This is a genomic window from Pasteurella skyensis (assembly GCF_013377295.1).
Taxonomy (GTDB): domain Bacteria; phylum Pseudomonadota; class Gammaproteobacteria; order Enterobacterales; family Pasteurellaceae; genus Phocoenobacter; species Phocoenobacter skyensis.
In genome coordinates this window covers 260845-274690 of sequence record NZ_CP016180.1, presented here as the reverse complement: position 1 = coordinate 274690, position 13846 = coordinate 260845, and the positions used below count along the sequence as shown (strand labels likewise).

The window sequence follows — 13846 nt, the reverse complement described above, 5'->3', positions numbered from 1 at the left end:
TTTATTAATAGTTATCCTTCCCACTGCCTTATTGAGGTATGCCTATCTTTCCAATGAGCATTTGTTGTTGGATAACCATAATACATTTTTTCACTATACGGAGTTTTCTCACCTGTTTCTTTAAAAGCGTCAGGTAATGCTTGTTTAAAACTCAAAACATTTAAAGAGTTAATATTATGGCACTGACAATAAAACAAATACGCCGAATAAAGACTTTCATTGTTAGCACCTAGAACACTACTTCTTGCACTTCCAACCCTTAATGCCCCTTTTCTATCTTCCGTTAATTTAAAATGCCCTAAAAAGTCTATTAAATGATTTGCTTCTCGTTTAATATTCTTCCCTTCATCTAATTCTTTATAATTTTCTAATACTTCCCTAGCGGTTTCAGGATCAGGAAATAAAGACAATAACTTGTTCACAATGCCATAAACCTCTGTTTTTACTTTATCAATAAAATTGACATCTTTTCGATCTTTAGGTATGGCTCTATCAAAAGGAATAATAACCCGTCTTCTTGAAATTCCACCATTCCTATCTGTAAATAATAAAGGGTAATTAGTTACCAACATAAAGACGGGATTTAATTTTAGTGAAAAATCATCTACATAGTTAATCTTAACCGTTACTTGATCCCCGCCTGTAATCGCTTTTAATTCATCAGCTGAACCTTTATAAGGTTTCTGATCGGGTGAAATAGCTAAACTTTTACCAATCAACATTGATCTTTTTTTATCTATTTCTAATTCTTGTAAACTAATATAGGCGGTATTACAATGTCCATTTATGATAGAAGCTATTTGACTAAAAACAGATTTACCCGCACCAGCAACGCCTGTCGCCTCTAAAAATAATCCCCATTCGTGTTTATTGGTTAAAATCATATATAACCCCGCCAAAATAGCCTGTTTTTTATGTGTATTCCCATTACTCACAAAATCCAACCAATTATTAAAAAGTGGGGTTCTTGTATAAGTGTTGCATTTTATATTTTCAATATAACGTAAATGATGATCAATATGATGAGGTAAAAATTCACCTGTTTTTTTATTTAATACTCCATTTTTAAAACCGATAAAATCAGAATTTTGTGTAGGTATTTCATCAGCTTTTAATGCAACAAGATCAGCAATAGACTTTAATTTATTGGCGGTATAATCACCATTAAATTGATCATAAAAATCCATAATTTTACGCTGTAATGATTGATTACTTAGTTGCTCCCAATAAAGCCCATTATATTCTAACATTTTGCATTTAGTAGTATCATAGCCTAACGGTTTTTTACTCCACAATAAAAAGGATTCAACCACCTGTTTTTGTGTGGGTTTATCATTATTTAGATCTATCATAACTGGCTTTTTTAGACTTTTATTAACCATTTCAGCTACGCTATTTTGCTCTGTTCTCAATCTAACAATATAATCACTTACATTTTCTAATATCTGCCCTATATTGTCACAAAAAGCAATAATTTGAGCCTCTGTGTTCGTTGCAATATTTAAACAAATCGCCGTTTTTTGAGCCTCACTTAATTTCCCAAAAATATATATTTTAATATTTCTTTGGTTTGGTTCTGATAATTTCAGCCTTTCAATTTCCTTAAGTTGTGTCTCTCCCAAAATAATAGGCTTTTGTTTACTGTCGTGGCGAATTTGTTCACAAAGAAATAACCACTCTTGCCCTTTTCCCAAGATTGCCACGCCTTACTACCTGCTAAAATAACCAAATCATTAAAAGGGCTATTAGGTTGGTCAATTAAATGCGGGGCATTTTTTAATTTAGCTGTCATCATTTACCCCCACTTTTTAACATATATAAATAATTACCTATTTCTTCTTTTGTGTATAAAGCCAAAGAAAGCATATCTAAACTATTTTTCATTAAAATACTAATATGGGTTAAAGTTGAAGGGTCTAATTCTTTATTTTGGGAGTCTTGATCTATACCATATTCATAAAGAATATTACTTAATTCATTTAGTGAACATATCGTTTCATCAACTTTAATATCATATTTAGTATAAAGATCATCTAATGCTTCTTTATCATTTGCTAATTTTTGTATTTTATTATCTAAATGTCTCATTAAAGCAATATGTAATTCATTACGCATAAAATCCCCCTTGAATTTGATTGCAAGTAAGCAGTTTTGGATTAGTTTTAGAGAAGTGTTGAGGGTTTAAACGCCCGCATACTTTAAGTAATTGATAATCAGCCGTTAGCTGGTAACGTGCTTCATCTTCATTGGGTGCTTGAATGCGTACTACTTCAGTATTAAAGGTTGGTTTTGTGCGATTGACACATAGTAATAAATAAATCATTGCTAATAACTCCTTGTGTGATATTTCAGAAGTTACCGCTTTATTTGTCACAATTGGGCGGTAACGTGTAACGGGGTGACAAACTGCAACACAAGGAATACAGCAAAGGGCTAAACCTTTCCCATTACACGCTACCATTGAGAGAAATATTATAAAATTAGGCGGGTATTCTTGGCTCTCTTGTTGCTCTTGATACTCTTTGCCTAAATTAAAATGTTTTTTAGGTATACGTGTGCTACGAACAAAAAAAGCACGGTAAAATGGCGTGCTACTGTTCGCCTTGTGTAATATATTCGAGTTGTCACGCTCGGTTGTAGATTTTGCTACAACACCCAAATAATGCCAAATTTTACTACGTGTTGTAAAGTATTTTTTGCTATAAATTAAAAAATTTTTGTTAAAATGTATCTTTTTCATTAGTTTGTACTGGCTAAATAGCGTTGAATTTCCGTTGCTTTAAATAATGTACTTGACCCAAATTTTGTTTTTTTGATCTTTCCTTCTCTGGCTAAGCGGTCTAATTTACTACGAGACACGCCAAAAAGTTCCCCTATTTCCTTAACGGTGTAATATTTGTCATCTGATACATTTTGAAATTGATTCATTTATATTTCTCCTCGTGTATATTGAATTATCGTGCGTTACATATAGGCTATAAGATCCGTTAAAATACGTCAATATCCCCAATCTTTCGTTTAAAATGCGATAAGTTGGCAAAACTACTAAAAACGTTTAAAAGTTAAAAAAATAGCGGGCAAAACCCGCTAAAAATGCCTTTTTTACTACTCAAATTTACAACCTAAAATCATTTAAACACCATTTATACGCTATTTAAACATTCAAAAAATTTTATAAAAAAATCTGTTTGCTTATTAAATGCACAATTATTTACATAATTTATCATTACGTTGCCTTTGTAATTTTCTTTGATCTCTAATAATTGCATAAATATGGCTTTCGCTTAATCTATGAATTTTTACTAAACTTTTAATATTATCCCCTGTGAAATTCTTAAAAATTTCATAATCTCGTAAAGCTGTTTTTAAACGTCTTCCAAATGGAAGATAAAAAGAACTACCGCCAAAATAATCTGAAATTAATATTGTTAATCTTTGGGCTTTTTTCTGTGCATCAGAAGGAGCCTCTCCTTGTTTTTCTAACTCATTAGAAATTAAATCAATAATATCAATTAATGTTGTTGGCCATTTAGAATTTAATTCACTTAGTTTTTTATCTAAAATTTCTTCTGTCATTAAAAAAACCTCTTGTTTGTGGAATAACAAACAATTTACCAAAAATTATTTTTTATTGAGTCTGTGATATATCAAACATTAAAAACCCACTTATCCACTTAAAAACCACTTGAAAACCACTTAAACAAAACCCTTTATTTTTTATTATTTTTCAATAAGTTATAAAAATAAATAATATAATAAGTGGATAAGTGGGTTTTTTAGTAAAACTAGTAACTTTTTAAATTGAGGAAAAAGATAAAAAAATAGAGCGATTATCGCTCTATTTATAAATTAGATAGTTTTCACTAAAGAACATTGCTCTATGAAATCACCCCAAAATTGCATTATTACTTTTCTTTGAGGTATATAAGTAGCGTGATTATACGCAAGGCTTACATTTCCCCCTGTTTTGTGGGCAAGACAGGCTTCGGCGTGTTCGTGAATAATGTTTTGTTCAGCTAGGTAAGTTCTTGCTAATCCTCTTAATCCGTGTGCTGTTTGTTTTCCCTTGTATCCCATTCTAGTTAAAGCAGTATTAGCGGTTGCTGAACTCATAGGGGCTTTGTTATCACCGTGTTTAGGGAATATGTATTTGAACTGCCCTGTAATCCCTTCAAGATCTTTTAGAATTTTAATTGCTTGTGTTGATAAGGGTACAATATGGGGTTCTCTTGCTTTCATTTTTTCAGCAGGAATTGTCCATAATTCATTTTCAAAATCTATTTCCTGCCATTCTGCTCTACTTGCTTCATTTGGTCTAACCATTGTTAAAAGCTGGAAATAAATTAAAGCCTTTGTTTGTGGCTGAACACGAGCATTGGATATTGATTGCATTAATTTTGGAATTTGATGACTTTCTATATGAGGATTATTTTGCTTATTGATACGTTTTAAATTCTTTCCCATTTTTAAGCAAGGGTTAAAAGGTAATAAACCGCCGTTTACTGCAAAATTAAGAATCTCATTGATATAACAACAAAGACGTTGAGCCATATCTATATTGTTACGCTCTTCAACTCTTTTTAATGGCTTTAATGCAATAATAGGCACTATTTCCTGTATTGGATAATCAGCAAGAAACGGAAAAATATGAAGTTCTAAACTTCTCCAATATTTGGTCAATGTTTTATTTTTTATTTCACCTTCCTTTTTTTTCCGCCATTCTAATGCAACAGCTAGAAATGTAGTTTTATCTTTCAATTCTCTTTCTATTGCTTGCTCTTTTTTAAAACATTGAGGATCAATTCCTTGTAATAACAATGTTCTGAATTCATCTCTTTTAGTGCGAGCCTGAGCCAATGAAATACAAGGGTATTCCCCTATGGTTATTTTAGTCCTTAATTTTGTTTTAGGCTTATAATAACGAAAACGCCAACATTTTTTGTTAGTTGAGTAAAGTTGTAAAAATAAGCCGTTTCCGTCATTTAATTCATTTTTGCCTTTAGGTGTGTATTTTGCTTTATCTACCTGCGTATTAGTTAAAGATTGAACAATCCTAGCCATAAAAAAAACCTCATAATGGTACCCAAATTACTGGGTACTATATCATACAGGTACTATTATGGGTACTAAAAAATGAAATCAAAATGAAGCACAATAAAGCAAAATACACTATGAAAATTAATAAAATTCTTTATTTATAGGGGTTTATGGTTTATTTTGAAGCAGTATGAACTATAGTAAATTAGTTATTTGGTGGAGATAATCGGGATCGAACCGACGACCTCTTGAATGCCATTCAAGCGCTCTCCCAACTGAGCTATATCCCCACGTTATTTCTTAGGAAAGAAACGCTGAGAATGATAATACTCAGCGTTTTTTATGTCAATAGAAAATTATGCGTTTTGAGCGTTAATAAACGCAATGGCTTTCTGAATACGAGCAAGTGTTCGTTCTTTACCCACTAAAGTGGCAGTTAAATCCATTGATGGAGATTGCCCTGAACCTGTTACTGCTAAGCGGAATGGCATTCCAACTTTACCCATTCCAACTTCAAGTTCTGTTGCCGTTGCATTCATTACATTATGAATATTCTCAACAGTCCACTCTTCCAAAGCGGTCAGTTTCTCTAATAATTTTGCAAGTGGCTCAACTGCTGCTGGTTTGAAGTTTTTATTCGTTGCTTTTTCATCATATTCGTTAAAATCTTCAAAGAAGTAGCGGCTTGCGGTTGCCATTTCTTTTAGTGTTACGCTACGTTCTGCCAAAGCAGTAATCACATCTTCTAATTTTGGACCCTTTGAATAATCAATATTTTGATCTTTCATATGCCAATCTAAGTGTTTCGCCACGTAGCTAGGATCTAAGGTTTTAATATAATGTTGGTTTAACCATTGTAATTTTTTGGTATTAAATGCACTTGCTGATTTACTGACGTGATCTAATTCAAATAAATTGATCATCTCTTCCACAGAGAAAACTTCCTGATCGCCGTGTCCCCAGCCTAAACGCACTAAATAGTTCACTAATGCTTCTGGTAAATAACCTTCATCACGGTATTGCATTACGCTTACCGCTCCGTGACGTTTGGATAATTTCTTACCGTCATCACCGTTAATCATTGAAACGTGTGCATAAGTTGGTACGGGTGCATTTAATGCTTTTAAAATATTGATTTGACGAGGTGTATTATTAATGTGATCTTCGCCACGTACCACGTGAGTAATCCCCATATCCCAGTCATCAACCACTACACAGAAATTGTAAGTTGGTGCACCATCAGTACGACGAATAATTAAATCATCTAGCTCACTGTTTTTAATTTCAATCGTACCACGCACCGCATCATCAAAAATAACCGAACCTTCTGTTGGGTTTTTAAAACGCACCACGTGAGGCTCATCTGCTGAATGATTATGCTCATTTAAACAATGTCTATCGTAGCGAGGTTTTTCTTTATTTTCTTCTTGCTCTTCACGTAATGCTTCTAAACGTTCTTTTGAACAGTAGCAGCGATAAGCTAGCCCTTGCTCTAACATTTGATCAATAACCTGATTATAACGATCAAAACGCTTTGTTTGGTAGAAAGGTCCGTGTTCCCACGCTAGATTTAACCACGCCATACCTTCAATGATAGCCGCTGTTGCTTCTGGCGTTGAACGTTCTAAATCCGTATCTTCAATACGAAGTACAAATTCGCCATTATTATGTTTAGCATAAAGCCAAGAATAAAGTGCTGTTCTTGCACCTCCCACGTGCAAATAACCTGTTGGACTTGGTGCGAAACGAGTTCGCACTTTTACATTTGGATCAAAAGGGAAAAGATTTTCAATTTGCATTATAAATAACCTATTAGTTTCAAATAAAATATTTTACTATTCTACTACGCAAAATGGCGAATAATAGTAAAAAATTCACTTTTTTGATGATTTTTAAAACAAACAAACTTTTTTTTTACAAAAATTGATTGACTGAAAAGATTAGATCTCTATAATTCAACCCCACAACAGCGGGCGATTAGCTCAGTTGGGAGAGCACCTCCCTTACAAGGAGGGGGTCACTGGTTCGAGACCGGTATCGCCCACCACTTTTTTTTACCAACATTAAAGTGCCACTGTTGAGAATTTTAACCTTAAATATTTTTAAGGTTAAATTTTGAAGTTTATGCTAGGAAAATTTATGCAGGCATACATAAGTATGTCAAATAAATTTGACAACGCAGAAACAAGAAAATTTAGAATTAAAAGGGCGATTAGCTCAGTTGGGAGAGCACCTCCCTTACAAGGAGGGGGTCACTGGTTCGAGACCGGTATCGCCCACCACTTTTTTTACCAACATTAAAGTGCCTTTTTATTCTAAATAATTCTTTAAACAACCTAATTTAAAGAATACCTTTGAAATTAAATTTTGAAGTTTATACTAGGAAAATTTATGCAGGCATACATAAGTATGTCAAATAAATTTGACAAAGTAGAAACAAAAAAATTTAAGAATTAAAGGGGCGATTAGCTCAGTTGGGAGAGCACCTCCCTTACAAGGAGGGGGTCACTGGTTCGAGACCGGTATCGCCCACCACTTCTTTTTTTACCTTTTATACAATTCTTTTTTTAAATCCAGAAATTTGCAAATTTGGCATAGTAGACAAAATAGTTGGTAAAAAATGGGTTAAAGCTTTATATTACTGTGCTTTAGCCCACTTTTTTGAAAATGAATAAAAAACTTGTCCTTTTTGTCATAAAACGAATATTCACAAATATGGTACCCAAAATAATGTTCAACGTTATAAATGCTCTATTTGTAATAAAACTTTTACCTTCAAAAAATCCTTAAATTCAAGCCAAATTTGGCTAGATTACACAGAAGGTAAACAAACCTATAAGCAACTAGCAATTAAATATAATTGCTCTGTTAGAACTATTCAAAGATATGTTTTAAAAGCCCCTAAAACGCCATTAAATATCCCACAAAATAATAAATTGAACTTAATGATGGATACCACTTTCTTTGGTCGAAATTTTGGTGTTCTCGTTTTTATGGACACTTTATCAAAGAAGGTAATTTATCATCAAATTGTGACAACAGAAAAAAATCTTTATTATCTATTAGCAATGAATAAATTAAGAGAAAAAGGCTATATTATTCAATCTATTACTTGTGATGGAAGACGAGGATTATTAAGAGATTTTTTAAATACGCCTGCACAACTTTGCCAATTTCATCAAATAGCAAATGTAATAAGGAAATTAACAAGGAACCCTAAATCTGAAGCGGGAAAAGAGCTAAAAATATTAGTTAAAACATTAAAAAATAGCTCTAAAAACGAGTTCTATATTAATTTACATTATTGGTATTTAAAACATAAAGAATATTTAAATGAACGCTCCGATAAAATAAATGAAAAGGGTAAATATCCTTTTAAACATCGTAATATAAGAAGTGCTTACAGGAGCTTAAAATATAATATGGATTATTTATTTACTTTTGAAAAATATCCTGAATTAAATATAGAAAAAACAACAAATAGGCTTGAAAGTTTATTTGGAGAACTTAAACGAAAACTATCTAATCATAATGGTTTGACCAAATACCATAAGATTATGTTTATAAAAGATTTTCTAAATAAAAGGAGTTGGTAATTATTTATAAAATAATAAAAACCAACTCATTTGTCTACTATGGGCATAGCTCCTCAAAATTACCAACTATTTTGTCTACTATGCCGCAAATTTACTTCAAAAGTACCCGCTTACCCTATTAAGGAATAGCTAAGATTTTACTATTACACAAATCATCACTTTCAAATGTTGTCATTTCGCCTGCTTCGGCATTAGGGATAGGGAATACTCGTACCGTTAATGGTTTGTTTAAACGAAATGCCATTGTTCCTGTATCTCGCATTAAAGCAGAAAGTTGCTCAATAGTCGCATTGCCTGAAACAGGTACAGTATCTAATCCAATACCACATACGGCGCTGTATGTGAGCAAGGCTCGAATATCAAACTGCTCTAATTGAGAACCTTTGGCTAACCCTGTATCTTCTGTTAAAGCAAGCATTAAGCCTGAAAACCCTACCAATGGGACATTTTTAATGGATTTGAATACTCTTGTTAACAATGCCGATGCCTCAACTGTTCCTGCAGCCCCAAAATAAGGCACACCTAAATTCTCATAAACGGTTACCATTGAAGCACAATTTTTTGATGGCGCAGCTGAACTATCAATCCCTACAAATGTAAAGTTACCTGATAAAGTAACAGAATGCACTGCATTTAGCACTTCATCAATATGATATTGCAACACTTCTGACAGCTGATTATAAGCATTATTAAAGAAACTATTGTGTTCGGTTTTGGGGATATTTTCTAACACAGCAACCAAAAGATCGGGAGTTTCAAAGCCAATCACAAAGCTGTTAGGTAAATCGCTAGAATGATAGCTTGCAGGGAAATAAGGAATAAAAGGTTTGCAGTTAAAATTCACTGTAAAATTGAAATTTCCCTCGCCACGCTCGGTGGTTTCTGCAATGGTTTTTATAGTCTGTGCTGATTGCTCAATCAACTGATTATCCAACACGCCATTTTTATCTAGGGGAACATTCACACAAGCGTTACACAAATCACCATAATCTTGAATAAGTGCGGGTAAGAGCTGGATTTCTTGTGCGGTTTTCGCTTCACCAATCGCAAAACGGATACGCAAACCACTGTTATTTAGCTGATTAAGTAATTGTTTAATATAGGCTAAATCCGCTTTTGCTTTCTCAACGCTTGTAGTGTCTAAATACTCACCAAAGGCATTGGTTACAATACGAATACTTTGAATTTCATAACCTGCATTTTGGATAGTTGGAATAAGCAGATCAAACTCTTGTTTTGCCTCTTGCAACGCTTGTTGCCATTGGTTTTTATCTTTGGTTAAAGATAAAAATAGGGTAATGGTTCGCACTCGGCAAAGGGATTTATTTTTATAATTCATATAACCTGCTCCTGTATAGTAAAAAATTAAAGTATCACATTGGTACGCTCTCTAATAGTTGTAAATTCTTCTTCAATCAATAATTTACCATTCAAATAGACGGTTTGTAGTAAATTTTGCTGTGTATCTAACAACTCTTCTCTAATAGTTTGGACTTTATTATCTTGTTTTACAAGCGCTAAACGTCCTTTTTTCGAGCGTTTACTATGTGCTGTAATTGGATCTTTATAGACATCTCGCCACTGCCCTGCGACTTGTATGGCAGAAGTTTTCATTGCCCAGTTCATTGTGTCACGATGCACTTTTTGTAAGAGACCACCACCCATTCCAAAAGTAACATTTTCTGCACTAAAGCCTAGTTCCATTACTTCATAAAGGATCTCTTTTAAAGAATGACGGTCAATACCATCGCCCTGAATAACACGAATACAATCGGGTAACACTTTGTATCCTTTGTTGTTTATGGTTGAACCGAATTTCTGTTCTAAAAGTTCCAGTGTTTTACACACTACTTCACTCGGTTTACCACTATCTGGACGAACGACTAAGGTGCCACCCATTTCTATAATTTGTTCTTTAAATTGTCCACCCCAAAGGTCACTAACGACATCCCATAAATTATAACTATCTGAAACAACAGCAAATATTTTTCCTTCGCCACCAAATTGGTTTAGCATATTTTGATAAGCTGCAATCTCGCCTTCACGCCCCCAACTTGTGATCGTACTATGCTCTGCCGCAGGAATAGAAAATGCAGGCATTTCTGTTACGTTATACCAACGACGAGCAGCCACCAACGCACTCACGCTATCTGTCCCACAAAAATTCACTAAATGAGCTAAACCACCCAATGCTACTGTTTCTAAACTGCTTGCCCCCCTAGCACCAAAATCGTGTAATTTAAAAGGTAGGCTATCCAAATTATCGGCTGATTTTTCTAGGGCTTGCTTAATAATTTGTTTGCAATAATAGGAAATACTGGCAACTGTGCTTGGATACCAAATCGCACGCAGCAACGCCGTTTCTAAATAGCTTGGTAGCCAATAAAATTCAGGATCGGTATTGATAATCTGACATACCACGTTACTGGTAGGAATCACACTGCCTTCTGGTACTGCTTGAATTTTTATCGGTAAATAGCCTTGATACTTTTCTATAATCTTTAGCCAACCCTCTTTATTAAAAGGTTCACCGTGAGCAGTGAATACCATTTCTGCTTCTTCAATATCTTGTAATGTAATTGGTTTGCTTAAATATTCTTTAATAAAGGCTTGTAAACCAAAGAAGACTACATCAAAATCACTTTTACGAGATTCAATATAACTGGAGATATATTCACTTTGTGGAGGGTATTGCACCCAATGCGAGGCTTTATAACTGTCGGTATTTAAGATAAGATTATTAAGATTTGAAGTATACATTTTTTATTTCTCATTAAAAGAGTGGTGAAGAAAAATAATATTGTTGCATATACTTTACTAAATTAAAATAAAAAATGCTTATTTTTTGTTAAAAGCGGGGGAAATGACTAAAACTTGAGTTATCTTTAGTGAAATTGATCCACAGAATTTAGGGTAAGTTATATCAAATTAATCACTTAAGCGGTCTCCCTTCCATTAAATTAGATATAGGACAAAAAATGAAACAACCCAAACTATTTTTGATTCACGGCTTATTTATGAATAGCATTATTATGCAGTATATGCGTTATCATTTAAGCCGCAGTGGCTATGATGTACAGCTTTTTTCATACCCCTCTACTCGCCGTTCATTACAGTATAATGCGGAACAGTTACTCGATTTTGTAAAGCAACAATGTCAACAAGAGGAAATTTGTCACTTTGTGGGGCATAGTTTGGGAGGATTACTTATTCGCTTAGGCTATAACTATGCACCACAATATTTTAATGGACGTATCGTCACTCTAGGCACACCACATAAGGGCAGTGAAGTGGCTCAACATATTGCAGATCATATTCCTTTTAATATTTTAGGCCACTCTTATGAAAACGCACTTGATGGTCATCTACCACTTTGGCAAGGAAACATTGAACTGGGTTCCATTGCTGGAACTAAATGTATTGGTATAGGTTCGATTTTTCAAGAATTAGATAAACCCAATGATGGCACCGTTAGCCTTGCGGAGACGATGTTAGAGAACCAAACTGATCATATTGAGTTACCCCTAAGCCACACCACATTGCTCTATTCTAAGCAAGTGATTTATCAAACCGATTATTTTTTGAAAAATGGTCGATTTGATAAGCATTTAGTTTAATGCTACATAAAATCAAACGGTGTATTTTGACGACTCAACAATATTCCTCGTTCTCGGTGACTGAGTTCGATTATTGAACTTGTGGAAATATCGAATTATCAGAGAACGTTCACAAAACAAGGATAGTGCACAAACACCTAACACTTCGACAAGCTCAGTGTTCGGTGTTTGGCTAACGTGATCAACGCTTCCGTTTTCAGCTACTGAGCTCAATTATTGATCTTGTGGAAATATCGAAGTAAAGAAGAGTACCCACTGAGAAAATTACACACTAAAACCATGCATTGATTATATTAAAATATATTCTACATCAATATCTAAAAATGCTTTTGCTAAGGTTTCTGTTACTTGCTTATGGCTTAACCCTGATTGTTTTTCTACCATTACAATACGAGAGATTTTTTCTTCGCTTAAACCATTTAAACGGCGATAGTTTAACGCACTTTGTAATGGAGGGAAACTTGGATTAAATGCGGCATTTTCAATATAGCGACCTGTTACAATTTCACCATTTTCAAAAGCTAATGCCACACCACAATAAGTATTGCTATAAGGTGCGTGAGAGTGATTGAATGCTTTTAATGCGGCTTGTACAATTGGCTCTGGATTAGCTAATTCAAATTGATGATCTTGATGATCAAAGAGCAATTCAGAAATGTCTAAATCTTTAGGGCCAAAAGAATCTGGTAAGTAGCTGTGTAACAAATTATTTTGAGAATGAGGAAGATGAATTTTGAGGTTTGATGCCACATTCAGTTCATTTAAAAATTGACGACAATGTCCACAAGGTGTGTAATTTACAACAATATCGGTAATCGATTTTTCATTACTGTGCCAAGCGTGGCTAATAGCACTTTGTTCTGCGTGAACGGTTTGAGCAATAGCGACATTTTCATATTCTTGATTAGCACCAAAATAAAAGACTCCAGAAGCACCAATAGCAACCGCTCCTACATTAAAATTTGAAATAGGGGTTAAGCCATAACAACTTGCGATAGATAAACATTGTAAGGCTAATTCAATTTTAGATAATTGGAATTTTTGGCACAGTTTTTCAACGGTTTCTGCTGATAAACGTCCTTTAAAAGATTGCGTAGATAGACAATCAATAATTTCTGACACTACTGCATTATTTTCTTTTTTTGATAATTGTTCTAAACGTCCTGATACAGTTTGATTTTGCATAATTTCCTCCTATTTATGCTCTTTGATACCTCTTTCTACAATAACGCCAACACTGGTTGCTTGTGCAACTGCTTGTGGCTTATGTAACTCAACTTTAATCCACGGAATATTAAATTTCATTTGTAATAATTCTGCTAATCGATGAGCAATAGTTTCAACTAAGTCAAAATGTTGAGACTCAACAAACTCGATAACGGTTTGAGACACCTCTGCATAATTTAAACAGTCGTCCACATTATCCGTTTGTACTGCCTGTTGAAAATCCCACGCCATTTCTAAATTAAAAACAAGGCGTTGTTTAATACTTTTTTCCCACTCATACACTCCAACAGAGGCGAAAACAGTGAGTTCTTTTATAAATACAATATCCATTTTTTCTCATTAAGCGGTACGATGTTATAAAAAATTTAC

The 13846-nt window shown here is 33.8% G+C and carries 12 protein-coding genes, 4 tRNA genes and 1 pseudogene; 5 read left to right on the top strand and 12 right to left on the bottom strand.

The features are described 5' to 3' along the window. Nucleotides 1–11: 11 nt before the first annotated feature. From A6B44_RS01260 to gltX, 8 genes are all read right to left on the bottom strand, one after another. Nucleotides 12–1703: a DNA primase family protein gene (locus A6B44_RS01260; protein WP_246253121.1), complete on the bottom strand. Its 1692-nt coding sequence runs from the start codon at nucleotides 1701–1703 to the stop codon at nucleotides 12–14. An 88-nt stretch (nucleotides 1704–1791) separates the two neighbouring features. Then, nucleotides 1792–2115 (bottom strand): hypothetical protein, encoded by a 324-nt coding sequence (locus A6B44_RS01255; RefSeq protein ID WP_090921594.1) that lies wholly within the window; start codon nucleotides 2113–2115, stop codon nucleotides 1792–1794. Beyond that, a complete protein-coding gene (locus A6B44_RS01250) occupies nucleotides 2108–2740 on the bottom strand; it encodes a host cell division inhibitor Icd-like protein (RefSeq protein WP_090921592.1) in 633 nt (210 codons plus the stop codon). The genes A6B44_RS01255 and A6B44_RS01250 overlap by 8 nt, the downstream gene beginning before the upstream one ends. Next, nucleotides 2740–2928 carry a helix-turn-helix domain-containing protein gene (locus tag A6B44_RS01245; protein ID WP_090921590.1) on the bottom strand — a complete coding sequence of 63 codons (189 nt, stop codon included), beginning with the start codon at nucleotides 2926–2928 and terminating at the stop codon, nucleotides 2740–2742. Before A6B44_RS01245 ends, A6B44_RS01250 begins: the two co-directional genes overlap by 1 nt. A 279-nt stretch (nucleotides 2929–3207) precedes the next feature. Further along, a complete protein-coding gene (locus A6B44_RS01240; protein ID WP_090921589.1) occupies nucleotides 3208–3576 on the bottom strand; it encodes a Mor transcription activator family protein in 369 nt (122 codons plus the stop codon). Nucleotides 3577–3849: 273 nt separating this feature from the next. Continuing rightward, nucleotides 3850–5061: a tyrosine-type recombinase/integrase gene (locus A6B44_RS01235; protein ID WP_090921588.1), complete on the bottom strand. Its 1212-nt coding sequence runs from the start codon at nucleotides 5059–5061 to the stop codon at nucleotides 3850–3852. A gap of 190 nt (nucleotides 5062–5251) precedes the next feature. Further along, nucleotides 5252–5327 (bottom strand) — tRNA-Ala (locus A6B44_RS01230). A 66-nt stretch (nucleotides 5328–5393) separates the two neighbouring features. Continuing rightward, nucleotides 5394–6836, bottom strand: a complete 1443-nt coding sequence (gene gltX, locus A6B44_RS01225) for a glutamate--tRNA ligase (RefSeq protein WP_090921586.1) — start codon at nucleotides 6834–6836, stop codon at nucleotides 5394–5396. Nucleotides 6837–7008: 172 nt separating this feature from the next. On the opposite strand from gltX, the gene A6B44_RS01220 reads away from it, so the two are divergent. The 4 genes and pseudogenes from A6B44_RS01220 to A6B44_RS01205 all read left to right on the top strand — a co-directional run. Further along, nucleotides 7009–7084 (top strand) — tRNA-Val (locus tag A6B44_RS01220). Nucleotides 7085–7243: 159 nt separating this feature from the next. Then, nucleotides 7244–7319, top strand: a tRNA-Val gene (locus A6B44_RS01215). 177 nt (nucleotides 7320–7496) lie between these two features. Continuing rightward, nucleotides 7497–7572 (top strand) — tRNA-Val (locus A6B44_RS01210). A gap of 155 nt (nucleotides 7573–7727) precedes the next feature. Beyond that, nucleotides 7728–8633 (top strand): annotated as a pseudogene (locus A6B44_RS01205) (IS256 family transposase, variant Zn-binding type); the annotation flags it as partial. 118 nt (nucleotides 8634–8751) lie between these two features. Here the strand turns inward: A6B44_RS01205 and A6B44_RS01200 are convergent. Beyond that, the gene (locus A6B44_RS01200) at nucleotides 8752–9972 is read right to left on the bottom strand and encodes a DUF711 family protein (protein ID WP_090923029.1); all 1221 of its coding nucleotides are present in this window, start codon (nucleotides 9970–9972) and stop codon (nucleotides 8752–8754) included. A 26-nt stretch (nucleotides 9973–9998) separates the two neighbouring features. After that, nucleotides 9999–11393, bottom strand: a complete 1395-nt coding sequence (locus A6B44_RS01195) for a nicotinate phosphoribosyltransferase (RefSeq protein WP_090923027.1) — start codon at nucleotides 11391–11393, stop codon at nucleotides 9999–10001. A gap of 218 nt (nucleotides 11394–11611) precedes the next feature. Between A6B44_RS01195 and A6B44_RS01190 the strand changes: the two genes are divergently transcribed. Next, complete coding sequence (locus A6B44_RS01190) at nucleotides 11612–12250, top strand: lipase family alpha/beta hydrolase (protein WP_090923025.1); 639 nt, start codon at nucleotides 11612–11614, stop codon at nucleotides 12248–12250. 288 nt (nucleotides 12251–12538) lie between these two features. Here A6B44_RS01190 and cdd read toward each other — a convergent pair whose 3' ends face one another. Beyond that, the gene (cdd, locus tag A6B44_RS01185) at nucleotides 12539–13435 is read right to left on the bottom strand and encodes a cytidine deaminase (protein WP_090923023.1); all 897 of its coding nucleotides are present in this window, start codon (nucleotides 13433–13435) and stop codon (nucleotides 12539–12541) included. 9 nt (nucleotides 13436–13444) lie between these two features. Next, nucleotides 13445–13807: a dihydroneopterin aldolase gene (gene folB / locus A6B44_RS01180; RefSeq protein WP_090923021.1), complete on the bottom strand. Its 363-nt coding sequence runs from the start codon at nucleotides 13805–13807 to the stop codon at nucleotides 13445–13447. Nucleotides 13808–13846: the final 39 nt, after the last annotated feature.